Annotated in this window: 23 protein-coding genes and 2 pseudogenes; 16 read left to right on the forward strand and 9 right to left on the reverse strand. The window is 68.7% G+C overall.

Annotation, left to right across the window (positions count from 1 at the left end):
* Positions 1–12 precede the first annotated feature (12 nt).
* The 3 genes and pseudogenes from OG819_RS30675 to OG819_RS30685 all read left to right on the forward strand — a co-directional run.
* Positions 13–1,419 (forward strand): PepSY domain-containing protein, encoded by a 1,407-nt coding sequence (locus tag OG819_RS30675; RefSeq protein ID WP_266622238.1) that lies wholly within the window; start codon positions 13–15, stop codon positions 1,417–1,419.
* 31 nt (positions 1,420–1,450) lie between these two features.
* Positions 1,451–1,900, forward strand: coding sequence for a BlaI/MecI/CopY family transcriptional regulator (locus OG819_RS30680; RefSeq protein ID WP_266622237.1), 450 nt, complete (start codon positions 1,451–1,453; stop codon positions 1,898–1,900).
* Between the two features lie 149 nt (positions 1,901–2,049).
* Positions 2,050–2,442: pseudogene (locus OG819_RS30685) on the forward strand (CBS domain-containing protein); the annotation flags it as partial.
* 137 nt (positions 2,443–2,579) lie between these two features.
* Here the strand turns inward: OG819_RS30685 and OG819_RS30690 are convergent.
* From OG819_RS30690 to OG819_RS30700, 3 genes are all read right to left on the reverse strand, one after another.
* Positions 2,580–2,927: a tetratricopeptide repeat protein gene (locus OG819_RS30690; protein WP_060895622.1), complete on the reverse strand. Its 348-nt coding sequence runs from the start codon at positions 2,925–2,927 to the stop codon at positions 2,580–2,582.
* Between the two features lie 68 nt (positions 2,928–2,995).
* A complete protein-coding gene (locus OG819_RS30695) occupies positions 2,996–3,436 on the reverse strand; it encodes a MarR family transcriptional regulator (RefSeq protein ID WP_266651824.1) in 441 nt (146 codons plus the stop codon).
* 8 nt (positions 3,437–3,444) lie between these two features.
* Entirely contained in the window at positions 3,445–3,933 is a 489-nt protein-coding gene (locus OG819_RS30700; protein WP_266622233.1) for a MarR family winged helix-turn-helix transcriptional regulator, read from the reverse strand.
* A 187-nt stretch (positions 3,934–4,120) separates the two neighbouring features.
* Between OG819_RS30700 and OG819_RS30705 the strand changes: the two genes are divergently transcribed.
* The 3 genes and pseudogenes from OG819_RS30705 to OG819_RS30715 form a co-directional block, all read left to right on the forward strand.
* Positions 4,121–5,086 (forward strand): pirin family protein, encoded by a 966-nt coding sequence (locus OG819_RS30705; RefSeq protein WP_266622231.1) that lies wholly within the window; start codon positions 4,121–4,123, stop codon positions 5,084–5,086.
* A 369-nt stretch (positions 5,087–5,455) separates the two neighbouring features.
* On the forward strand, positions 5,456–5,689 hold the full coding sequence (locus OG819_RS30710; RefSeq protein WP_266622229.1) for a hypothetical protein: 234 nt from the start codon (positions 5,456–5,458) through the stop codon (positions 5,687–5,689).
* Positions 5,690–5,796: 107 nt separating this feature from the next.
* Positions 5,797–5,925, forward strand: a pseudogene (locus OG819_RS30715) (IS5/IS1182 family transposase); the annotation flags it as partial.
* A 48-nt stretch (positions 5,926–5,973) separates the two neighbouring features.
* Here the strand turns inward: OG819_RS30715 and OG819_RS30720 are convergent.
* Positions 5,974–6,318, reverse strand: a complete 345-nt coding sequence (locus OG819_RS30720; protein WP_266634095.1) for a ribose-5-phosphate isomerase A — start codon at positions 6,316–6,318, stop codon at positions 5,974–5,976.
* A 113-nt stretch (positions 6,319–6,431) separates the two neighbouring features.
* Complete coding sequence (locus OG819_RS30725) at positions 6,432–7,235, reverse strand: Cof-type HAD-IIB family hydrolase (RefSeq protein ID WP_266651826.1); 804 nt, start codon at positions 7,233–7,235, stop codon at positions 6,432–6,434.
* Positions 7,236–7,582: 347 nt separating this feature from the next.
* Here OG819_RS30725 and ppgK point away from each other — a divergent pair, with 347 nt between their 5' ends.
* The 5 genes from ppgK to zwf are packed head-to-tail and all read left to right on the forward strand — an operon-like array spanning position 7,583 to position 12,499.
* The gene (gene ppgK / locus OG819_RS30730) at positions 7,583–8,356 is read left to right on the forward strand and encodes a polyphosphate--glucose phosphotransferase (protein WP_266622227.1); all 774 of its coding nucleotides are present in this window, start codon (positions 7,583–7,585) and stop codon (positions 8,354–8,356) included.
* A 51-nt stretch (positions 8,357–8,407) separates the two neighbouring features.
* Positions 8,408–9,343: a hypothetical protein gene (locus OG819_RS30735; RefSeq protein WP_266651828.1), complete on the forward strand. Its 936-nt coding sequence runs from the start codon at positions 8,408–8,410 to the stop codon at positions 9,341–9,343.
* Positions 9,328–10,341 (forward strand): phosphogluconate dehydrogenase (NAD(+)-dependent, decarboxylating), encoded by a 1,014-nt coding sequence (gene gnd, locus OG819_RS30740; RefSeq protein WP_266634093.1) that lies wholly within the window; start codon positions 9,328–9,330, stop codon positions 10,339–10,341. The genes OG819_RS30735 and gnd overlap by 16 nt, the downstream gene beginning before the upstream one ends.
* 5 nt (positions 10,342–10,346) lie before the next feature.
* Entirely contained in the window at positions 10,347–11,168 is an 822-nt protein-coding gene (gene pgl, locus OG819_RS30745) for a 6-phosphogluconolactonase (RefSeq protein ID WP_266622223.1), read from the forward strand.
* Entirely contained in the window at positions 11,090–12,499 is a 1,410-nt protein-coding gene (gene zwf, locus OG819_RS30750; RefSeq protein WP_266651830.1) for a glucose-6-phosphate dehydrogenase, read from the forward strand. The genes pgl and zwf overlap by 79 nt, the downstream gene beginning before the upstream one ends.
* 251 nt (positions 12,500–12,750) lie before the next feature.
* Here zwf and OG819_RS30755 read toward each other — a convergent pair whose 3' ends face one another.
* The 4 genes from OG819_RS30755 to OG819_RS30770 form a co-directional block, all read right to left on the reverse strand.
* The gene (locus tag OG819_RS30755) at positions 12,751–13,332 is read right to left on the reverse strand and encodes a hypothetical protein (RefSeq protein ID WP_266651832.1); all 582 of its coding nucleotides are present in this window, start codon (positions 13,330–13,332) and stop codon (positions 12,751–12,753) included.
* Between the two features lie 294 nt (positions 13,333–13,626).
* A complete protein-coding gene (locus OG819_RS30760; protein ID WP_323139372.1) occupies positions 13,627–14,079 on the reverse strand; it encodes an isochorismatase family protein in 453 nt (150 codons plus the stop codon).
* Positions 14,079–15,440: a tannase/feruloyl esterase family alpha/beta hydrolase gene (locus tag OG819_RS30765; RefSeq protein WP_266651836.1), complete on the reverse strand. Its 1,362-nt coding sequence runs from the start codon at positions 15,438–15,440 to the stop codon at positions 14,079–14,081. Before OG819_RS30765 ends, OG819_RS30760 begins: the two co-directional genes overlap by 1 nt.
* Positions 15,441–15,501: 61 nt before the next feature.
* A complete protein-coding gene (locus OG819_RS30770) occupies positions 15,502–17,109 on the reverse strand; it encodes a long-chain fatty acid--CoA ligase (RefSeq protein WP_266622216.1) in 1,608 nt (535 codons plus the stop codon).
* Positions 17,110–17,350: 241 nt separating this feature from the next.
* On the opposite strand from OG819_RS30770, the gene OG819_RS30775 reads away from it, so the two are divergent.
* Genes OG819_RS30775 through OG819_RS30795 form a run of 5 tightly spaced genes read left to right on the forward strand, consistent with a single transcriptional unit; the run spans position 17,351 to position 22,045 of the window.
* Positions 17,351–18,109, forward strand: coding sequence for an ABC transporter ATP-binding protein (locus OG819_RS30775; protein WP_266651838.1), 759 nt, complete (start codon positions 17,351–17,353; stop codon positions 18,107–18,109).
* Positions 18,102–18,794: an ABC transporter ATP-binding protein gene (locus tag OG819_RS30780; protein ID WP_266622211.1), complete on the forward strand. Its 693-nt coding sequence runs from the start codon at positions 18,102–18,104 to the stop codon at positions 18,792–18,794. The genes OG819_RS30775 and OG819_RS30780 overlap by 8 nt, the downstream gene beginning before the upstream one ends.
* Before the next feature lie 48 nt (positions 18,795–18,842).
* The gene (locus OG819_RS30785) at positions 18,843–20,090 is read left to right on the forward strand and encodes an ABC transporter substrate-binding protein (protein WP_266622209.1); all 1,248 of its coding nucleotides are present in this window, start codon (positions 18,843–18,845) and stop codon (positions 20,088–20,090) included.
* 60 nt (positions 20,091–20,150) lie between these two features.
* Positions 20,151–21,017 (forward strand): branched-chain amino acid ABC transporter permease, encoded by an 867-nt coding sequence (locus tag OG819_RS30790; protein WP_266622207.1) that lies wholly within the window; start codon positions 20,151–20,153, stop codon positions 21,015–21,017.
* Positions 21,014–22,045, forward strand: coding sequence for a branched-chain amino acid ABC transporter permease (locus OG819_RS30795; protein ID WP_266651840.1), 1,032 nt, complete (start codon positions 21,014–21,016; stop codon positions 22,043–22,045). The genes OG819_RS30790 and OG819_RS30795 overlap by 4 nt, the downstream gene beginning before the upstream one ends.
* Positions 22,046–22,060 lie beyond the last annotated feature (15 nt).

Here is a 22,060-nt window from a genome sequence, read left to right on the forward strand (position 1 = left end):
AGAAGCCCGCCCATGTCCACCGCTCCCACGACCACGACGGACGAGTCCCCCGAAGCCGTCGCCCCGGCCCCTTCCAGAAAGGCCGCGCTGCGTCCCCTGATCCTGCGCCTGCACTTCTACGCCGGAATACTCGTCGCCCCGTTCCTGCTGGTCGCGGCTTTGACCGGCTTCCTCTACGCCGCCTCGTACCAGGCCGAGAAGATCGTGTACGCGCATGAACTGAACGTCCCGGTGGGCGACCACAAGCTGCCGCTGTCCGAGCAGGTGGCCGCCGCCCGCAAGGCCCACCCGCAGGGCACGGTCTCCGCCGTACGACCGTCGCCGGAGGCGGACGCGACGACCAGGGTGCTGCTCTCCGGCGTCCCGGGTGTCGACGAGGGGCACACCTTCGCGGTGTTCGTCGACCCGTACACCGCGAAGGTGCGGGGAGCGCTGGAGCAATACGGCTCCACCGGCGCGCTCCCGCTGCGCACCTGGATCGACGAGCTCCACCGTGATCTGCACCTCGGCGAGAACGGCCGCCTCTACAGCGAACTCGCCGCGAGCTGGCTGTGGGTGATCGCGGGCGGCGGGCTGGTGCTGTGGTTCACCCGGCGGCGCGCCCAGCGCAAGGTGCGGGGCGTGTCCGGGCGTCGCCGCACCCTCGGGCTGCACGGCACCGTCGGCGTGTGGGCGGCGGCCGGGTTCTTCTTCCTCTCGGCGACCGGTCTGACCTGGTCGACCTACGCCGGCGCCAACATCGACGAGCTCAGGACCTCGCTCGGCCAGGCGACCCCCTCGGTGTCCGCGTCGGTGGCGGCCGGCGGAGAGCACGCGGGCCACACCGGCACGGGCTCCGGCGGCACCACGGCCACCACCACGCCCCAGGACCTCGACAAGATCCTCGCGGCCGCCCGTGCCGAGGGCCTCGGCGACCCCGTCGAGATCGTCGTACCCGCCGACGCCTCCACCGCGTACGTGGTCAAGCAGGTCCAGCGCAGCTGGCCCGAGAAGCAGGACTCCGTGGCCGTGGACCCGACGACCGGCAAGGTCACCGACGAACTCCGCTTCGCCGACTACCCGCTGCTCGCCAAGCTGACCCGCTGGGGCATCGACGCCCACAGCGGCGTCCTCTTCGGCCTCGTCAACCAGATCGCCCTGATGGCCCTCGCGCTCTGCCTGGTCCTGCTGATCGTGTGGGGCTACCGCATGTGGTGGCAGCGCGGCCGCGCCTCCGCGTTCGGCCGCCCCATCCCGCGCGGCGCCTGGCAGCAGGTCCCGCCGCCGATCCTCGTCCCACTCATGGCGGCCGTCGCCGTGCTCGGCTACTTCGTCCCGCTGCTCGGCATCCCGCTCGCTCTGTTCGTCGCCGTGGACGTCGTCCTCGGCGAGATCGCGTACCGCCGTGGCAAGCGCACCCATGGAGGCCAGGTAGCGTGATCGGGTAGAGGAACGCCGGAGGGAGACGGACATGGCGCAGCGCGACCGCGAGGACCCGCACCGGCCTTCCAGGCGCCGCGGGCAGGGCGAGTTGGAGAGCCAGGTGCTCGGCGCGCTGCGCGAGGCCGAGGCCCCGGTGACCGCCGCCTGGGTGCAGGAACGTCTCGGCGGCGACCTTGCCTACACCACCGTCGTCACCATCCTGACCCGGCTGCTCGCCAAGAACGCGGTGGCCCGCGAACGGCGCGGACGCTCCTTCGTATGGCGGCCCACCGCCGACGTCGCGGGCCTGGCCGCGCTCAAGATGCGCCGGCTCCTCGACGGCGAGAGCGATCGAGAGGCCGTCCTCGCCAGCTTCGTCACCGCGCTGCCGCCGGACGACGAACAGGTTCTGCGCGCGCTCCTGGAGGCGGCCCAGGCGACGGATGGGACCGATGTGGCGGATGGGACCGACGGGGCGCCCGGCGATACGGAAGACTGACGTCGCATGGGGGTTTTCGTCTTTCTGCCGCTCGTCCTGCCACTCAGTGCCTGGCCCGGTGGCGCGCCTGGCCGAACTGCGGCTGCATCCGCGGACGGCCACCCGGCTGCTGACGGCGGTCGCCACCGTCATGGCCCTGTGCAAGCTTGCTCACCGAACCGCAGCACCCGGTGGGGGACCTTCAGATCCCCGCCGACCGGATCACCTCGGTCCCCGCCGACGCCGCGATCGACGTCGTACTCGGCGTCGCCGGGGACAGCGACCGCACCCGCCTGCTGGTCCGCGACGGAGCCACGGTCCTCGGCTCGGTGCACGCCCGTGACGCCCTGGTCGCCCGCGCCCAGGGCCGGGCCGCGCTCGCCCGCGACCTGGCCCGCCCCGTCCCGGAGCTGTCACCGCACGATACGGTCGCGCACGCCGTCGAACAACTCCGCCTGCACCGCGCCTCCCTCGCCGTCGTACGCGACGACGCGGGTCGGCTGACCCGCCTGGTCAGCCTGGACGACCTACTGGCACGGCTGTTGGAGCCGCGCGCGGCGTGACACGACGAAGAGGCCGGGTGCCGTCGCTGTGGCCGGTCACCTCGATGACCGGCCACGGCGCTGAGGCACCCGGCCTCTTCGTCCTGCTCTCAGAGAGATTCACGCTCTCGGGGGAGGTTCACGTCCTGAGCGGGCGTTCACACCTGCTCGAAGTCACCCGCGAGCGCGGAGGCGATGCGCAGGTGTGACTCGGCCTCGTCGTGACGACCCTGGCGCTGGAGCGTGCGACCGAGCATCAGCCGGGCGTAGTGCTCCACCGGGTCACGCTCGACGAGTGCGCGCAACTCGGTCTCCGCGCGGCGCAGTTGTGCCGAGTGGTAGTACGCGCGGGCCAGCAGCAGGCGCGGTCCGGTCTGCTCCGGCACCTCATCCACAAGGCCGCCCAGAACCCGCGCCGCACCGGCGTAGTCCTTGGCGTCGAAGAACAGCTGCGCCCGCTCCCAGCGCTCCGCGGCCGTCCCCTGGTCGTAGTACTTCGTGTCCACTGCTGGCCTCCTTCGACTGGCAGAACTTCACCAGGTGGTTGAATATTCCACCACCCTTGCCGGGGGCGTCATGCGCCGGCCAGTACCGCGTTGGCCCGCTCCGTCAGCAGAGTCAGCACGCGCCCTGCCGTCGCCAGGTCCTCGGCGGGGATGTCCGCGTACAGCCGGGCCGCGATCTCGTTCCCGCCCGTGCGGATCTCCTCGAACACCTTACGGCCGTGCTCGGTGAGCGACACCAGCTCGGCGTCCGTCTCCGCCAGCAGTTTGAGGGCCGTCATCTCCTCGACGGTCTCCTCGGCCACCGACTCCTCGATCTTCAGTGCCCCGGTCAGCCGGCCCACGAGCCGGCCGCGCTCGAGGGTGCCGCCCTGGTCCGAGACGGCCCGCAGTGCCACCGACTGGTTGAAGGTGCTTCCGACACGCGCCAGCACGGTCTCCAGGGCCGCACGGCTCGCGTAGTGGGCCAGCCCTATGACCTGGCCGTTGACCGGGGGAGTGGGAATGCTCATGGCTACTCCTAGTCAGTATGTGAAGGGAGAGATGTGTCGAGAGGTGCTTCGAGAGATACGTCGAGCAGGGTGGCCAGCTCGCGGTTGAACGCTTGGGTGCGCTCGCTGCCGAGCCCGCCGAGCGGTTCGAGGAGCTGATCCAGCAACCCCTGGATGACCCGGATCGCGCGGCGCGCGACCTCGCGCCCGTCCTGTGTGAGTGACAACCGGATCGCGCGGGGGTCGGCGGGGTCCCGCGTCCGGTCGATGACACCCGCCGCCTCCAGGGCGCGGGCCAGCTTCGAGACGTAGAGCGGTTCGAGTCCGGTGTGATCGGCGAGCTCACGCTGGCTGGGCCGCCGCCCGGCCCTGTCCATCCCGTACAGCGACGCGACCAGCGAGTACTGGGCGTGGGTCAGACCGAGCGGGGCGACCGCCCGATCGACGGCCACGCGCCACTTCATGGACAGGCGCCAGACGAGGAAACCGGGGGTCGCGTGCTCGGGTGTCGAACTCATGAGAAAAACCATACATGGCTACTATGTCCATGGCTACTATTTCTTCGCGTCCCCGACCAACGCCCTACCGGCGTCCGTCGTTGGTCCTAGGCCCGCACCGGTCGTGACCCATGTACCCCCTCCGGGGGAGTCCGTGCGAGGGGGGACGGCCTGACGGACGGTCCCCGACGGGGCTAGGTTGGGCGCCATGAGCAATCTTGATCGCGAGGCAGTTCCCGCGCTGTGCGGTGGCCGCGGTTTTGTGGTGGCCGAGCCGGTGCGTGAACTCCTCAGTCCCCGTCGGGTCAAGCTCGGCGAGTCCACCGAAGTCCGCCGCCTGCTGCCCAACTTGGGACGCCGCATGATCGGCGCGTGGTGCTTCGTCGATCACTACGGGCCCGACGACATCGCCGACGAGCCCGGTATGCAGGTCCCGCCGCACCCGCACATGGGACTCCAGACCGTCAGCTGGCTGCACGAGGGTGAGGTGCTGCACCGCGACTCCACGGGCAGCCTGCAGACGATCCGTCCGCGCGAACTGGGTCTCATGACCTCGGGGAGGGCCATCAGCCACTCCGAGGAGAGCCCCAAGCCGCACGCACGCTTCCTGCACGGTGCGCAGCTGTGGGTCGCCCTCCCCGACAGCCACCGCCACACCGACCCGCACTTCGAGCACCACGCCGAGCTGCCCCTCGTCACGGCCCCCGGCCTCGAGGCCAGGCTCATCCTGGGCACCGTCGACGGCACGACCTCGCCCGGTACGACGTACACCCCGATCGTCGGCGCCGACCTGTCCCTGGCACACGGCGCCGACGTACGACTCCCGCTGGAGCCCGACTTCGAGTACGCCGTCCTGTCCATGTCCGGCGAGGTACACGTCGACGGCGTACCGGTGCTCCCGGGCTCCATGCTCTACCTCGGCTGCGGCCGCACCGAACTCCCCCTGCGCGCCGAGTCGGACGCGTCCCTCATGCTCCTGGGCGGCGAGCCGTTCGAGGAGGAGCTGGTCATGTGGTGGAACTTCATCGGCCGTTCGCAGCAGGAAATCGAAGAGGGCCGGAAGGACTGGATGGAGGGCACTCGCTTCGGCGAAGTGCACGGCTACGATGGCGCCCCGCTGCCCGCTCCCGAACTCCCGCCGCTCCCGTTGAAACCGCGAGGTCGGGTACGTTGACCTGCAGCTATGTCCCTGAGTCGGGTATTCGTGTGGCGTGGTTGGCGTCCCCCTGGGCAGGATCGGCCCAGGGGGAGGGTCACGTCCAGTGGTGAGCGACTCGGGCCGGAGCGCGACTTGCAAGTGTTGGCGTCTGTGACCAGGTCTGATCTCCTTAGTTGCTCTGGTATCGGCTATCTTGCGAGTCGTGGGGATTCGATGCCGGTGAGGCTGTCGGTGGGGTGGAGGCCCGCGAGTTGGACGGTGTGACCCCTGGGGTGGGATGCGGCTTGTGCCTGTCTCATTCCTAGACGTCCTGGTCCAGGCCGTGCTTCCACGACTGAAGTCGCACGCCTGGGCGCACTCGGCTCGGGACGGTATGCCCAGGTCATGACCGAGCGACGTCCGTATCCGAGTGATCTGTCCGATGCCGGCGAGCAGACGCAGCAGACCCTCGCCCGGAAGCACCTCGTCGCGGCCCGCGAGATGCAGCTCGGCTCCGGCACCGAGCGCCACCCACTGCGCAGGCTCCTCGTCGGTCGACGCGCTGACCACCTGGAACGGGCGTGCGTTCGTGCCCGCGTCGGCGCAGCTCGACGATCTCGGCCTTGGACTCCGGCGTGAACGAGCGGCGAGGGCGAGGCTTCTTCTTCGCCATGCTCTCCATGACGGACATCCTTCGGGGGACTCAACCCCTGATCTCGGATGTCCGCCAACGCGGATCAAGCCCCGTCATGTTGCGCCGACGCCTGGCCCGCGACTACGAGACCCTACCCACCAGCTCCGAAGCCGTGATCCACATCGCCGCGATCGGCAACCTCGCCAAGCGCACAACGGACGGGGCCACGCCGATCTGGTGAGGTGCCTAGTAGGAGATAAAGGGCAATCTACCTACACGGACCGCCCCCTCAGGGTCGGGGCTTGGCATGATTGAGGTGCTCGACTGAGTCGCCGCGGGTGACGAACACGTCGGCGACCAGCGCCGGAGGGAACAGGCCGTGCTCGACGACGCCAGGGGTGGCGCCGAGCAGTGCCGCCACGCCCGCGAGGTCGTCGATGGCACCGTGGTAGTCCGCGATGGCGCCGCCGTCGGGGCTGCGTGGCGCGTTGCGCAGGGAGACCGGGTGGAGCAGGCGCATTGTCGCGGCCAGCCCGAACTCGAGCAGCTCGAGCGGGTCCGGCGGGTGCAGCGCTGTCACTCGTTTGCTCGAGTCGGCGATCACGACGAAGCGATCGGCGGCCGCCGTGACAATCTTCTCTCGGCGGCAAGTTGCTTCTCATGCTTGACGCTCACGGATGTCCTGCTCCTTGACCAGGCCGGGTCTCAGGCTCAGGGCAGCCAGATCCGGGCATGCGGTGACGGGGGTCATAGGATGAACTGCTCGACCGCGTGCGCGAAACCCTCCTCCTCGTTGCTCGTCGTGACCCGCCTCGCCGCACGCTGGACCTCGTGGCTGGCGTTGCCCATCGCGATGGACAGTCCCGAGTGGGCGAACATCAGCACGTCGTTGGGCATGTCGCCGATCGTGGCGATCTGTTCGGGGGAAATCTGGAGCTTGGTGGACCAGTACTTGACGACACCGCCCTTGTTGGCCTGCGGATGGGTCACGTCGAGGTAGTAGGGCTGCGAGCGAGCGGCCGAGACATGCTCGCCGAACTGCGCGCGAGCTGCGACCGCGGCCGCCTCTACGACCTGGTGGTCATCGCAGACCCCGACGACCTTGGCGGCGCCCTGCTCGAGCCCGTCGAAGCCGGGAACGAGCGCGGGCGCGAACTGCACCGTCCAGCTCTCGCGATCCACGTGCGGCCCCTTCATGTCGCGGACGTACCAGTCGGCGCCCCGGTAGATCCAGACACTGAGGCCGAACGACTCCATCAGCGCGACGACCGGGGCCACCACCTCCGCGGGAATGACCTGCTGTTCGACAACGGTCATATCCGGGTTGACGATGAGACCGCCGTTGAAGGCGGCGAGTTCGGTGGCCAACGCCAGCGGCTCGATGATCATGGACATGCCGCGGGGTGGCCTCCCGCTGGTCACCGCGAAGAGGACGCCGGCGTCGTAGAGCTTGTGGACCGCCTGGACGGCGCGGTCGGTGAGGACCTTGTCGCTCGTGACCAAAGTGCCGTCGACGTCGGCTAGAAGCAGGCGGATCGGTCGGGTTGGCATCACGCCTCCGTAAGCTCTGGTCGCGGCCGGTCCGGTTAGAGGCAGCGGCTCATGGATGCGGGGGACCTGTGGGTCGGGTTCCCGGTCGGCTTGATTTCCGAAAGTTGCTGGAGGGTGCTGTCGCGGCCGGCGTGAGTCGCAGTCGCGTTCCGCTCGAACGGAGGGGAAGGCCTATGCCCTTGCGGGCACGCAATGCTTGGGTATACCCCCCAAGCTTCGATATAACCCCATAAGGGTCATGTGGCGAACATCAGGGATATATGCGAGTGTCAAGGATTACGTGACAAAGCTCTTGCGGGGCCTGACGTCCAAAATTCACATGGGCCAGCCCCTGAGGGGAGCGGGCAGTGACGCAGGCAATCCTGGACAAGACGGCCCACGTGCTGGGGGTCGACATCGGTGGGACCGGTATCAAGGGAGCGCCGGTCGACCTCGAGCTCGGCAGCCTCATCGGTGAGCGGGTCCGGATCCCGACCCCGCATCCGGCGACCCCAGGGGCAGTCGCGGACGTGGTCGTGACGGTGCTCTCCCAGATCGGCGTCCCAGGACCGGTCGGGCTGACTCTCCCGGCTGTCATCCGGGGCGGCAAAGTCCAGACGACGTCCAATATCGACCCGGCCTGGATGGAGACGGACGCGGCCCAGCTCTTCGCAGGAGCTACCGGCCGCGACGTGAGGGTAGTGAATGACGCGGACGCGGCCGGGATCGCCGAGATGCGCTTCGGCGCCGGCAAGGCACGCAAGGGCGTCGTCGTGATGGTGACGCTCGGCACCGGCATCGGCAGTGCCGTCTTCACCGACGGGTTCCTGGTGCCCAACAGCGAGTTGGGGCACCTGCCGCTGCACCACGAGGATGCCGAGGACTGGGCCGCGGAGTCGGTGCGCGAGCACGACGACCTGTCCTGGAAGAAATGGGCGCACCGTCTGGAGAGGTATCTCGAGCTCGTCCAGCGGCTGTTGTGGCCCGACCTGATTATCATCGGCGGCGGCGTCAGCAAGAAGGCCGACAAGTTCCTGCCGTACATCGAGCTCAGGACCGAGATCGTGCCGGCGCAGCTGTTGAACGATGCGGGCATTGTCGGCGCGGCGCTCTTCGCCCCGGCCGGGAAAGCTCAACCCTAGTCTGCCGCGCTCGATATAAGGGCAGGGGCAGCACTTTCAGGGAGGCTCGCATTGAGCAGCAACGACCTGGAAACACCTTCCGTCAACACGATCCGCACTCTGTGCATGGACGCCATCCAGGCGGCCAACTCCGGCCATCCGGGGACGCCGATGGAAATCGTGCCGGTCGCGTACACGCTCTGGCAACGCTTCCCGCGCTTCGACCCGGCCGACCCGATCTGGCCCAACCGCGACCGCTTCGTGCTGTCGGAAGGTCACGCCTCCGCGTTGCTCTGGTCGCTGCTCCACCTCACCGGCGTGCAGGCTTTCGACCCCGACTACGAGGTTCTCGGCCGACCCGCCGTGACCCTCGACGACCTCAGGACGTTCCGCCAGCTCGGCTCGCGCTGCCCCGGGCACCCGGAGTACCGGTGGACCAGCGGCGTGGAGACCACGACCGGTCGGCTCGGGCAGGGCGTTGCGACCTCGGTCGGGATGGCGATCGCCGGGCTGTGGCTCGCCGCCCGGTACAACCGCGACGACTTCACCGTCTTCGACTTCGACGTGTACGCGATGGCCGGCGACGGCTGCATGATGGAGGGGATCTCCTCGGAGGCCGCCTCGCTCGCGGCCCACCAGCGGCTGTCGAACCTTTGCTGGATCTACGACTCCAACCGGGTGACGATCGAGGGCCACACCGACATCGCTTTCGCCGAGGATGTGGTGGCCTGGTTCATCGGCTACGGCTGGAACGTCACCGCCGTGGCCGACGCCAACGACCTCGACGCCGTGGCCCGCGCGCTGCACACCTTCAAGTCCGAGAACGAGCGCCCGACGCTCTTCGTGGTGCACGGCCACATCGGCTACGGGTCGCCGGTCGAGGACACTCCGAAGGCGCACGGCGCGCCGTGCGGAGTGGAGGGCGTCACGTCGGCCAAGCGATTCCTCGGGATGCCGGAACTAGGAGGCGCCACATGGCGACGGACAAGCCCATGCAGCTCGGGATGATCGGGCTCGGCCGGATGGGGGCGAACCTGGTGCGTCGGCTGATGCGAGACGGTCACCGTTGCGTCGTGTCCGACGTCAACGCGGCCGCCGTCGCCGAACTGGCCGGCGACGGCGCGACGGGCGCAGACTCACTCCGGGACTTCGTCGCGAAACTGGACAAGCCACGGGCCGTATGGCTCATGCTTCCGGCTGCGATCGTCGACTCCATCCTCGACCAGCTCGAGCCGTTGCTGGAGCCCGGCGACATCCTGATCGACGGCGGTAATTCCTACTACCGCGACGACATCACGCGCGCCAAGCGTCTTGCCGGCAAGTCGCTGCACTATGTCGACTGCGGGACCAGTGGTGGGGTCTGGGGGCTGGAGCGTGGCTACTGCCTGATGATCGGCGGCGAGGATGAGGTCGTGGCTCATCTCGACCCGATCTTCAAGACGATCGCTCCCGGCGAGGGCAGCGCCGAGCCGACGCCGAGCCGGACCCGGACCGACGGCACCGCCCCGCTCGGGTATCTGCACTGCGGGCCGAACGGCGCCGGGCACTTCGTGAAGATGGTCCACAACGGGGTCGAGTACGGGATGATGGCCGCGATCGCCGAGGGCCTCAGCATCATCAAGCACGCGGACGCCGGCAAAAGCCGGCATGAGGTCGACGCGGAGACGACGCCGCTACGCGATCCCTGGGCCTATCAGTACGACATCGACGTCGGCGAGGTGGCCGAGGTCTGGCGGCGCGGCTCGGTCGTCGGCTCGTGGCTGGTCGACCTGATCGCCGACGCCTTCGCCGGCTCGCCCTCCCTCGACGGCTTCGCCGGGCGGGTCTCCGACTCCGGGGAAGGGCGTTGGACCGTCCTCGCCGCGGTGGACGAAGGCGTCCCGATACCGGTCATCACCACCTCGCTCTTCGAGCGCTTCGAGTCCAGGGAGGCCGGGGAGTTCACCGACAAGATCCTCTCGGCGATGCGCTCGGAGTTCGGCGGGCACGCCGAAAAGAAGGGCTGAGGACTGTGCATCACGAACTTGAGGTCGTCGCCGATCCGGATGCGGTCGCCGGCACGGCGGCGGCGTTCGTGGCGCGGCTGGCCAGGGCCTGCGTACAAGCACACGGCCGATTCACGTTCGCCGTCAGCGGGGGGCACACGCCATGGGCGATGTTCGCGCGTCTTGCACATGAGGACGTCCCTTGGGAGCGCGTGGCGGTGCTCCAGGTCGACGAGCGGGTCGCGCCCGACGGTGACCCGGACCGTAACCTCACCCACCTGCGGGAGAGCCTCGGTGCGGCCCCGGCCGAGGTCATCGCGATGCCCGTGAACGACGCCGACCTTGACGCAGCGGCCGCCGCCTACGGGCGGTCGCTGCCCGAGCGTTTCGACCTCGTTCACCTGGGCCTCGGCCCGGACGGGCACACCGCCTCGCTGGTGCCACGGGACCCGGTGCTCGAAGTCTCGGACCGGCCGGTGGCCCTGACGGCGCCCTACATGGGCCACCGGCGCATGACGCTCACCTATCCTGCGCTCGCTCGCGCTCAGCAGGTGCTCTGGCTCATCACCGGAGCGGACAAGCGTGAACCGCTCTCGAGGCTCGTTGCGGGAGACCGGTCGATTCCCGCCGGCCGGGTCGAGGCGGCCGCGTCGCTCGTCCTCGCGGACGCGGCGGCGGCCGGCCGGGGTTTGCTCGCGTCGGCGCCCAGTCGCCAGCAGGACCATGATGCCCGACCCCCTTGCCGTGCCGGCTCCGTAAGGAGGATGAGGTGGCTTCGAACTCGTCGAACGTTCCCGCTGACGTGCTGGTCATTTTCGGGATCAGTGGAGACCTCGCGCGTAAGATGACGTTCCGCTCGCTCTATCGGCTTGAGCGGCGCAAGCTGCTGACCTGCCCCATCGTCGGAGTGGCGCGCGACGGCTGGTCCGACGACGCGCTGCGTGAGCACGCCCGCGTGGCGATCAAGGCAGCGGGCGAGCCGCTGGACGACAGCGTCTTTGCCCGGTTCGCCGCCCGACTCAGTTATGTGCAGGGCGATTACGCCGACCCGGAGACGTTCCATCGCCTCGCCCGGGCGGTCAACGGCAAGCGGCACCCGGTCTTCTATCTGGAGATCCCGCCGTCGCTGTTCGCCCGGGTGGTCGAGGGCCTGGCAGGTGTCGGGCTGACCAAGGGCGCCCGGGTTGTCGTGGAGAAACCATTCGGGCATGACCTCGCGTCGGCGCGCGCCCTCAACACCACGCTGCGTCAGCTCCTCGATGAGGACCAGCTGCTGAGGATCGATCACTTCCTCGGCAAAGAGCCGGCGATGGACATCCAGTTTCTGCGGTTCGCCAACTCCGTGTTCGAGCCGGTGTGGAACCGCGACCACGTCTCCTGCGTGCAGATCACCATGGCCGAGGACTTCGGGGTCGAGGACCGCGGCTACTTCTACGACCCGGTCGGCGCGCTCCGTGACGTCGTGCAGAATCATCTGCTGCAGCTGCTTGCCCTGATGGCGTCCGAGCCGCCATCAGCCGCCGATGCGGACGCGCTCAGGGACCGCCGGGTTGACGTGTTCCGGGCGATCCCCGACGCGGACCCGGCACACTACGTCCGCGGGCAGTACGAGGGGTACCTGCAGGTCCCCGGTGTGCGGCCGCGTTCGCACACCGAGACCTTCGTCGGGTTGCGGCTGGAGGTCGAGAACTGGCGCTGGTCCGGGGTGCCATTCTTCATCCGCGCCGGAAAGTCGCTTCCCGAGCGAGTGACCGAGATCCGGATCGTGTTCAAGCGTCCGCCGCGGCTTGCGTTCGCGGAGCGGTTCGCGCCCGAGCCCGACCAGTGGATCCTGCGGATCGATCCGAGCCCTGGCGTGAACTTCCGCATCCAGGCCAAGCAGCCGGGCAAGCAGGAAACGCAGCTGGTCGACCTTGACCTCCTCTTCGAGGCCGAGCTGGGTGAGGCACCCGAACCGTACGAGCGCCTGCTCAGTGACGCAATGCAAGGCAATGCCAGCCTGTTCACCCGGGAGGACTCTGTGGAGGAGACGTGGCGAATCGTCCAGCCACTGCTGGAGGCGCCCGGCGACCCCGAGCCCTACCGGCAGGGGACCTGGGGACCGGCAGGAGCGAGCAAGCTCGTCGCCGGATACCCGCGATGGCACGAACCATGGCTGCCGGTGAGGTCCCCCGACTGACACAGCCGTGCCCCGGACGTGGTGAACCGCCCTGAGTGAGGAACGGGTTCAGTCCAGCGGATGGTGGCGGCCGTCAACTCAGACACCTGAGGAGGTAACCGTGCGAGCTCAGAGCGTCTATTGTTCACAGAGCACACCCTCGAAACCTCTGGGTAGCCTTGGGCCCGGTTAAAAAGCTCCCCACGAGCTTCCGAACCGCGCTCGTCTGTACTGCAGTGTGCCAGCCTTCTACGCTACTTCATCTTCGTGGATCAGACGGCCACTACGTTGTTGATGTCGATGCCGATGGACCAGTTCTCGCTGGCGGAGTTGTCGGCGTTGCGGCGGTGGACTCGCCGCCGTGTCGGGATCTGAATTCCCTCGAACGTCCTGTAGCCACTGACGTAATGCGCGACAGCGACGCCGACGTTCACGTCGACGTTGTAGTCGAGTCGGCGCAGTAGGCCGTCTTCGCCGAAGTAGAACGTCTGCTTGGCGGTGTGTGTGGCGATGGACGAAGGGAACTCCACATGAAGCGTGTGCCACACCTCTCCGTTCTCCGTCCAGGACTCTCCCTCGCGTGTAGCGACTCCGGGATGGTCGAAGAGGAAGGGGGTGGTCAGGTAGTTCCACATGGCGTAGCCGATGAAGTAGCCGACCTGAAGCGACTTCCAGGGCGAAGTGAGGTCGTATCCCTTGTAGGTCGACCTGATGCCGGAGTGCGTCTCCAGCACGCTGTCGTCGGCTGTGGCTCGCAGTTCGACCACGTCGTCCTCCGCGCGGAACATGAAGTCATGCTCGGGCTGGGCCCAGGGGCTGAATCGGATCAGCTCGCGTTGAGTGTCGATCGTCACGGTCTCACTGAATGGCTTGTCCGAGAATCCTCGCACGGCCCAAAAGGAGCCGTGGAGCGTCGCATCGACCTGCAGGCCGCCAATCTGCGACCAGCGTCCACGGCCGCCATGAGCTGAAATGACGTGTTCGAGCAGGTTGTTCATCACTATCTCCGATGTGTTGCTGATCTGTTCATGTGCGGTGTATAGGGGAAGGCCTCGCACGGTCGTGGCGGCGAGGAGGAACCCGTGCCTCGGGGGTCGACCAGCCTCTGTGGCCGCGCGGGCTGAACCTGGTCGGAAGCCGACAGGTGTTCAGGCGTCGACGGACGACAGGAACTCGTCGACTGTCAGGCTCTCGTGCCCGAAGGTGGGGAAAGCCACGTCGACGGCAGCGCGATGCGCCTGCTCAGTGAAATCACCGACGGCGTCGTTGATGAACGTGCCGTAGTAGCCGGCTTCAAGGGCATGCCGGCCGGTTCCTTCCACGCAGGTCTCGGAGGTGAACCCGGCCAGCACGACCTTTTCGATGCCGCGTCGGGTCAGCTGATCTCCGAGGTCGGTTCCGAAGAAGGAGTCGAATCCACGGTGGTGAGCGAGGACGATGTCACTATTGCTGATACATGTACGGACTGCCGCGGCGGTGTCCCTCCGGAGCGGACGGTCCGCTGCACCGTAGAACCGTGGCGGGCGCCCGACAGCGGAAGCGGTCCACACTTCTCGATCACCTCGGGTGTCGGCGGGCTCCACTGCGTATGGCATCAACATCAGTTCAGTACACAGGAGTTGACCATGTCTCCGGAGGTGGGTCTGGGCACGGTGCCGCTCGCCGGCGGCGCGGCCCGGTGCTCGACCCAGTCGGTCAGAGCATGGAAGGCCGAGCGATAGCAGGGCAGGATCGGCCGGAGCCGGTCCGGATAGGTGTCGTACAGGCCGTCGACGTGGGTGCCGCCCGCGATCGTGTAGTAGCGGTGCAGACGGCCGCGGTGGCTGTCGGAGATCATCCGCGCGTAGGCGTCCGAGTCGGTGGCGATCGGCAGCAGTGCGTCGAGCGAGCCGTGCAGTGTGATCATGGGTTTGCCGATCCTGCCGGTGAGCGAGATCCGCTCGACCGCCCGGTGCACGGAGGCCGGGCGCGTCGCATAGTCGTACGAAGCATCCGAGGCGCAGGGCGCGAGAATCTCCGCAAGCACCGAACCAGCGGACGCGCCCGGGCACTTGGGGTCGTAGAAGGGGTCGACATCGGCGCGGTACACCTTCTGCGTCAGGCCCCAATAGGCAGCCTCGTGGTACGGCCACAGGAACTCGGTGCCGGGAGCGAATCCGGCGGCGAGCATGTCGTCGTGGGTGGCCCGGCCCGCCTGGTACGCGACCGCGGTGGGCAGATAGGTGAACAGGTTCGGCCCGTCCTCGGTCCACAGCGCGCCCTCCCAGTCCACTCCGCCGTCGTACAGCTCGGGGTGGTTCTCGAGCTGCCAGCGGGTCAGGTAGCCGCCGTTGGAGATGCCGGTCATGTAGGTGCGGAGTGGGGCGTGCGCGTACGCCTGCCGGACGACGGTCTTCGTGGCGAGGGTCAGCTCGGTGGTGCGCCGGTTCCATTCCGCGATCGCGTCGCCGGGCCGCTTGCCGTCGGTGTAGAAGTCCGCGCCGCTGTTGCCCTTGTCGATGGAGGCGAAGGCGTAGCCCTGGGCGATGACCCAGTCGGAGATCAGGGGGTCCAGCGAGTACTGCTTGCGCGTTCCGGGCGCACCGGTCACCACGAGGCCGCCGTTCCAGTGCTCGGGCAGCCGGATGACGAACTGGGAGTCGTGGTTCCAGCCGTGGGTCTTGTTGAGGTGCGAGGAGTCGGGGAAGTAGCCGTCGATCTGGATGCCGGGGACGCCGGTGGGGTTCTCTGTCCCCCTGGCGGTGAGTGAGGCCCAGTCCGCGGAGTCGGTGTAGGGGGTACCGGCGATCGCGGCCGTGGTCATGTCGGGCAGACAGGACGTGGTCTGGAACGCCGCGCCGGGTACGGCGATCCGGCTCTGGCCGACGCAGCGGGGGGCCGATCGAGCGGTGGCGCTCGCCGACACTCCCGCCGTCGACAGGAGCACGGCGGACAACAAGGTGACGGTGCGTCTCAGATGCATGGTTCGCCCTCCGGGCGGTGAACGGGAGCGGTCAAAGGGAGCGGTCAAAGGGAGCGGTGAGTCAGGAGTCGAAGCGAGCACGCAACGCCTTCTTGTCGAACTTGCCGACTCCGGTGCGCGGGATGGCCTCCACGACCTCGATACGGTCCGGGAGCTGCCAGCGCGCGAAGCCTCCGGCCTCGAGGTGCGCCCGTACGCGTGCGAGGGTCACGGTGGAGCCCGGGCGCGGGGCGACGCAGATCAGCGGACGCTCCTGCCACTTGTCGTCGGGAACGGCGATGACCGCGGCTTCGGCGACCTCCGGCAGCGCCATGACGGCCGACTCCATGTCCACCGAGGAGATCCACTCGCCGCCGGACTTGATGAGATCCTTCGCACGGTCGGCGATGACGACATAGCCGTCCGGTGAGCCGATGGCGATGTCCCCGGTACGGAACCAGCCGTCCTGCGTGAACTGGGCGGCGCCCTCACCGCCGAGGTAGGAATCGGCGATCCATGGCCCGCGGACGAGCAGATCGCCCATCGACGTTCCGTCCCACGCAACGGAGTTGCCCGCCTCGTCTCGAATGTCCATCTGTACACCGGGCAGCGGAAGACCGGCCCGGGTGCGCACCGCGTCGGAGATCCGGTCCTCGTCCCAGTCGCGCATCCGCTCCTTCGGCCACGCCACACTGGCCAGCGGCGAGGTCTCGGTCATGCCCCACACCTGCACGAGAGGGATGCCGAAGTCGCGCCGGTAGCGTTCGATCAGGGCGCGCGGCGGACGGGCCCCGCCGCACAGCAGATGCCGTAGCGACGGCAGCCCACCGCGGGCGGTGATCTCGTCGGCGACCGCCATCCAGATGGTGGGCACGCCCGCGGCGACCGTGACCCGCTCGGCGGCCATCAGCTCGACCAGGGCCACGGGATCCAGCGAGCCACTGAGGAACACCTGCTTGGCACCGTACGGAGTGGCGGTGTAGGGGACGCCCCAGGCATTGGCGTGGAACATGGGCACGACCGGCAGTACGCAGTCACCGGGGCCGATGGCCATGGCGGACCGCGAGGACGCGGCGATGGCGTGCAGCACGGTCGAACGGTGTGTGTAGAGCACGCCCTTGGGGCGGCCGGTGGTGCCGGAGGTGTAACACAGGCCGAGCGGCGACCGTTCGTCGATGTCGCGGGGGGCGTACCCGTCCGGCAGGCCGGCGATCAGCTGTTCGTACGCCACCACCCCGGGCAGCGCGGTGTCGGGCACCTCGTCGCCGAGCACGATGACATGCCGCACGCCGGCGAGGCCGCCCCGCGCGTGCACCTTCTCCAGAAGTGGCAGCAGATCGGGATCGGCCAGGATGGCGCGGTCGTCCGCGTGGCCGATGACGTACGCCAGGTCCTCGGGGGAGAGCCGCAGGTTCAGGGTGTGCAGGACGCGCCCGGTGCAGGGCACGGCCCAGTAGGCCTCCAGGTGCCGGTATCCGTTCCAGGCGAGGGTGGCCACCCGGTCGTCCGGCGCCAGGCCGAGGGCGTCCAGGGCATGCATCAACTGCTGGGCGCGGCGGGCGAATTCGGCGTAGGTGTAACGGTGCACACGGCCGTCGGGAAGTCGCGTGACCACCTCGGTGTCGGGAAAGTAGCGCGGGGCGTGTCCGAACAGCAGCCACGTGTTGAGCGGGGTCTCCATCATCGCCATGGCGCTCATCGTCACCGCGGTGCGGGACCCGGGCGACGGAGGAAGACTCCAGAACGTCCCCCACCTCGGTGGAGCAAGTACCCACACCGGCGACGGGTGGAGCGGCGCGGGGAGGGAGAAGACCCACACCCGTGTGGGGGTGCCTTGTGGAGATTCTCTCCGTAGCCGCCGCTCATGGCCGAACTTAACGTCTGCCCCACATCGGCAACCGCCGCTGCATCCCCTGCGCATCCGAGGCGTCATGACACCACCGCGCGCCATCCTGGTCACGCAAGGCCTGTCCAAGGAGTTCCAGGGATTCCGCGCCGTCAGCGCGGTGGACCTGAGGGTCGCCGAGGGCACGGTCCACGCGCTCGTAGGCCCCAACGGGGCGGGAAAGACAACCCTGTTCAACCTGCTGACCGGATTTCTCACGCCGTCCGGCGGGAGCGTCACCTTCGCCGGACACGACATCACCGGGCGGCCGCCGGAGCGCATCGCCGGCCTCGGTATCGCCCGCTCCTTCCAAGTCACCAGCCTCTTTCCGCAGATGACAGCCCGGGAACACGTCGAGCTCGCCCTCCAGTCGGGCACCGGACTGGGCCGCAGGTTCTGGCGCACGGACAAACTGATGCGCCGCTTCTCCGGCCGGGCTCTCGAACTCCTCGGCGACGTCGGACTCGAGCACCTCGCCGACCGGCCCGCCGGAAATCTTCCGTACGGGCAGAAGCGCGCGCTGGAACTGGCACTCGCCCTCGCCCTGGACCCGGCGCTGTTGCTGCTCGACGAGCCGACGGCCGGCATGGGCCTGGAGGACGTCGACCGCACCGTGGCCCTCATCGAGAGGATCCGCGAGGGACGTACCGTGGTGATGGTCGAGCACAACATGAGCGTCGTCGGCTCGCTCGCCGACACCGTCACGGTCCTGCAGCGCGGCGAAGTGCTCGTGGAGGGCCCCTACGACCGGGTCAGGACCGATCCACGGGTCGTCGAGGCGTACCTGGGGGCCGACGTTGCTTGAGATCAAGGGCGTCAGCGCGCGGTACGGCGAGGCCACCGCCCTGGACGAGGTGTCCCTGCGGGTCGGCGAGGGCGAGGTCGTCACCCTCGTCGGCCGTAACGGCGCGGGAAAGACCACCCTGCTGCGCTGCGCCATGGGGCTGCACCGTGAGATGACCGGCCGGGTCGCGCTGGCGGGCAAGGACATTACCGCGGCACCGCCGCATCGCAGGGCCCGGCTCGGCCTCGGGTACGTGCCCGACGACCGCGGCATCTACGCGGGCCTGTCCGTCGAGGAGAACCTGACCCTGCCGCCGGCCTCGCCGGGCTCCGCGTGGCCACTGCCCCGGATCTACGACGCCTTCCCGGTGCTCGCCGCGCGCCGCCGCTTCCCCGGCGGCAAGCTCTCCGGCGGTGAACAGCAGATGCTCGCCCTCGCCCGGGTCCTACGTGCCGGCGCGCGCGTACTGCTGTGCGACGAGCCGACCGAGGGCCTTGCCCCGGTCATCGTGCAGCAGATCGGCGAGATCCTGCGCGGGGCCAAGGAGCACGGAGTGTCGGTGCTGCTCGTGGAGCAGAATCTGCGCTTCGCCGCGTCCGTCGCCGACCGCCACTACCTCCTCGCACAGGGCCGGATCGTCGAGGCGCTCGACAACGCCGACGTACGGCGGCGCGAGGGCGAACTCCTCGCCTATCTCGGACTGTGACATCTCGTCACCTCCGCTCATTCGGGACGTACGCATCAGGAGGAAGTAATGAAGCACAGGCTGTCGACGGTCGTGGCCACGGCCGCGGTGGGGGCACTGCTCGCGGGCTGCGGGGGCGGCGGACCGAGCTCGGGCGGTGGGAAGGTCAGCGACGACAAGATCGTGCTCGGTGTGCTCACCGACCTGTCCGGCGTCTACGCGGACATCGCGGGACCGAACTCGGTGCAGGCCGTGCAGATGGCCGTCGACGACTTCAAGAAGAAGTACGGCGACAAGGCGATCACCCAGAACATCGAGGTCATCAAGGCCGACCACCAGAACAAGCCGGAGATCGCCAACACCCAGGCTCGGGAGATGTACGACCGCAAGAAGGCCGACGCGCTCTTCGACGTGCCGACCTCGTCGGCGGCCCTCGCGGTGCAGACCGTCGCCGGCCAGGCCAAGAAGCTGTACTTCAACACCGGCGCCGCCACCACGGAACTCGCGGGCAAGACCTGCAATCCGTACACCTATGAATGGGCCTACGACACCTACATGCTGGCGCACGGCACCGGCGGCGCGGTCACCGAAGCGGGAGGCAGGAACTGGTACACGATCTACCCGGACTACGCCTTCGGGCAGGACATGCAGAAGAAGTTCGAGACGGCCATCAAGGGCGCGGGCGGCAAGGTCGTCGCCAAGGACCCCACGCCGTTCCCCAGCGACAACTACTCCACCTTCCTGCTCAAGGCACCGGGCCTGAAGCCGAAGCCGCAGGTGCTCGGGGCCCTGCAGGCGGGCGGTGACCTGGCCAACGTCGTCAAGCAGTACCAGCAGTTCAAGCTGAAGGACAAGGGCATCGAGCTGGCCATCGGCCTGCTCTTCGACACCGATATCAAGGCCATCGGCGCGGACAAACTTGCCGGAACCATGTTCACCACGGCCTGGTTCTGGAATGTCGACGCCAAGGCCCAGGCCTGGGCCGACCGGTTCAAGGAGCGCACAGGACAGCGGCCCACCTTCGACCAGGCGGCCGACTACTCGGCGGCGACGCACTATCTGGAGGCCGCGCAGAAGGCGGGCAGCGACAAGGCGGCCGACGTCTCGAAGGAGCTGGACGGCACCAAGTTCAGCGACTTCTTCGCCCACAACGCCACCATCCGCGCCGAGGACCACCGGGTCGTCCACGACGCGTACCTGGCCAGGGTCAAGGACCCGGCCAAGGCGAGCGAGGCCGGTGACTACACCGAGCCGGTCAAGACCATTCCCGCCGCCGAGGCGTTCGACCAGCCTTCGCCTGACTGCCATCTCAGCTGACCACCGGGGTCCGGCGGCCCGCACGACGGGCAGGCCGCCGGCCGAAGACGGGACCCACTCATGACCTCGTTTCTCCAACAGGCCTTCAACGGACTGGTCAGCGGCAGCTTCTACGCCCTTCTCGCCCTCGGCCTCGCCGTCATCTTCGGCATGCTGCGCGTGGTGAACTTCGCCCACGGCGCGCTCTACATGCTCGGCGCGTTCGGCGCGGTCGCCCTCGCCGACAGCGCGGGGCTCGGCTTCTGGTGGGCCCTGCTGCTCGTGCCCCTCGCACTCGCCGTCGCCGGCACCCTCCTCGAACGGGTGCTGATCCGCCGCCTGACGGCCCTCGACCCGCTCTACAACTTCCTGCTCACCTTCGGCATCGCGCTGGTCTGCCAGGACCTGCTGCGCATGAAGTACGGCGCGCAGTCGCAGCCCTACGAGCGAGGTCCCTTCCCCGGCTCCATGGATCTGGGCCTGTTCGACTTCCCGCGCTACCAGGTGTTCGTACTCGCCGTCTCGGTCGCTCTCTGCCTGGCCGTGTGGCTGCTGCTCACCCGCACCCGGATCGGGACCATCGTGCGCGCGGCCACCGAACGCCCGGAACTCACCGGGGCGTTCGGCATCGACACGGGGCGCTGGGTCACGCCGGTCTTCGGCTTCGGCGTCGGGCTCGCGGCCCTGGCCGGTGTGCTCGCCGCACCCATGCGGGCGGTCAACTCCGGTATGGGCGGCGACCTGATCATCACGGTGTTCGCGGTCGTCGTCATCGGCGGCCTCGGCTCCGTCTTCGGCTCCGTGCTCGCCGGGTTCACCATCGGCATGCTCCAGGCCCTCGGCAACCTCTACGTCCCCGTCCTGTCCCAGACCTCGGTCTACCTGCTGATGGCCGTCGTGCTGCTGGTCCGGCCCGCCGGACTGTTCGGCAAGGAGGAACACGCATGATCCTCGGCCTCATCGAGAAGCTGCATGGCCGCCCCGCCCTGATCCGGTGGGGCCTGCTCACCGCCGGGCTGCTCGTGGCCTTCGGCCTGCCCTGGGGCCTGTATCCGCCGGTCGCCACGGACATCCTCTGCTGGGGCCTGTTCGCCGTCGCCTTCGATCTGCTGCTCGGTCACGCCGGGCTGCTGTCCTTCGGACACGCGGCGTTCTGGGGCAGCTCGGCGTACGTCACCGGGCTGATCGCCATCCACAGCGGACTGCCGTTCTACGTCGCCGTGCTGGGCGGGGCGGCGGCCGCCGCGCTGCTCGCCCTGCCCATCGCGTTCTTCGCGGTCCGGCGCAGCGGCATCTACTTCGCCATGGTCACCCTGGCCTTCGCGCAGATGGTGTACTTCATCGCCAACCAGTGGGGCGATGTCACGGGCGGCGAGAACGGTCTCCAGGGAATTCCCCGCGACCTGCCGGGCGTCGACCTGTCGGACCCGTTCGTCTTCTACTACGCGGCCCTGCCGGTGGTGCTGCTCGGCCTCGCCGCGGCCTGGCGGATCGTGCACTCCCCGTTCGGCCGGGTGATCGCCGCCGTGCGCGACAACTCCGCCCGCGCCCGTGCCCTGGGCTATGCCGCCGACCGCTACAAGCTCGTCGTCTTCACCGTCTCCGCGTTCCTGTCCGGCCTCGCGGGCGGACTGTACGCGGTCAACCACGGTTTCGCCTCACTGCAGGAGGTGTACTGGACGACGTCGGGCAAGGTGGTCGTCATGACGGTCCTCGGCGGCATCGGCACCCTGTGGGGCGGCCTGCTGGGCGCCGGCGCCATCGTCCGCCTGGAGGACTGGCTGTCCACGTCCGGTTTCGAGGAGACCGGCCTGGTCACCGGCGGCGTCTTCATCGTCGTCGTCCTGCTCTTCCGCCGAGGAGTGTGGGGCACACTCACGCACCTGCTGCGCTCCCGTACGCACTCCCCGGCCCTCGACCCGGAACCACACCTGGAGCACGACCACGACGACTCGTCGCAACCGGTGTCGTCGTAGATCTGTGCAGACGGA

The organism is Streptomyces sp. NBC_01549 (genome assembly GCF_026339955.1).
Classification (GTDB): domain Bacteria; phylum Actinomycetota; class Actinomycetes; order Streptomycetales; family Streptomycetaceae; genus Streptomyces.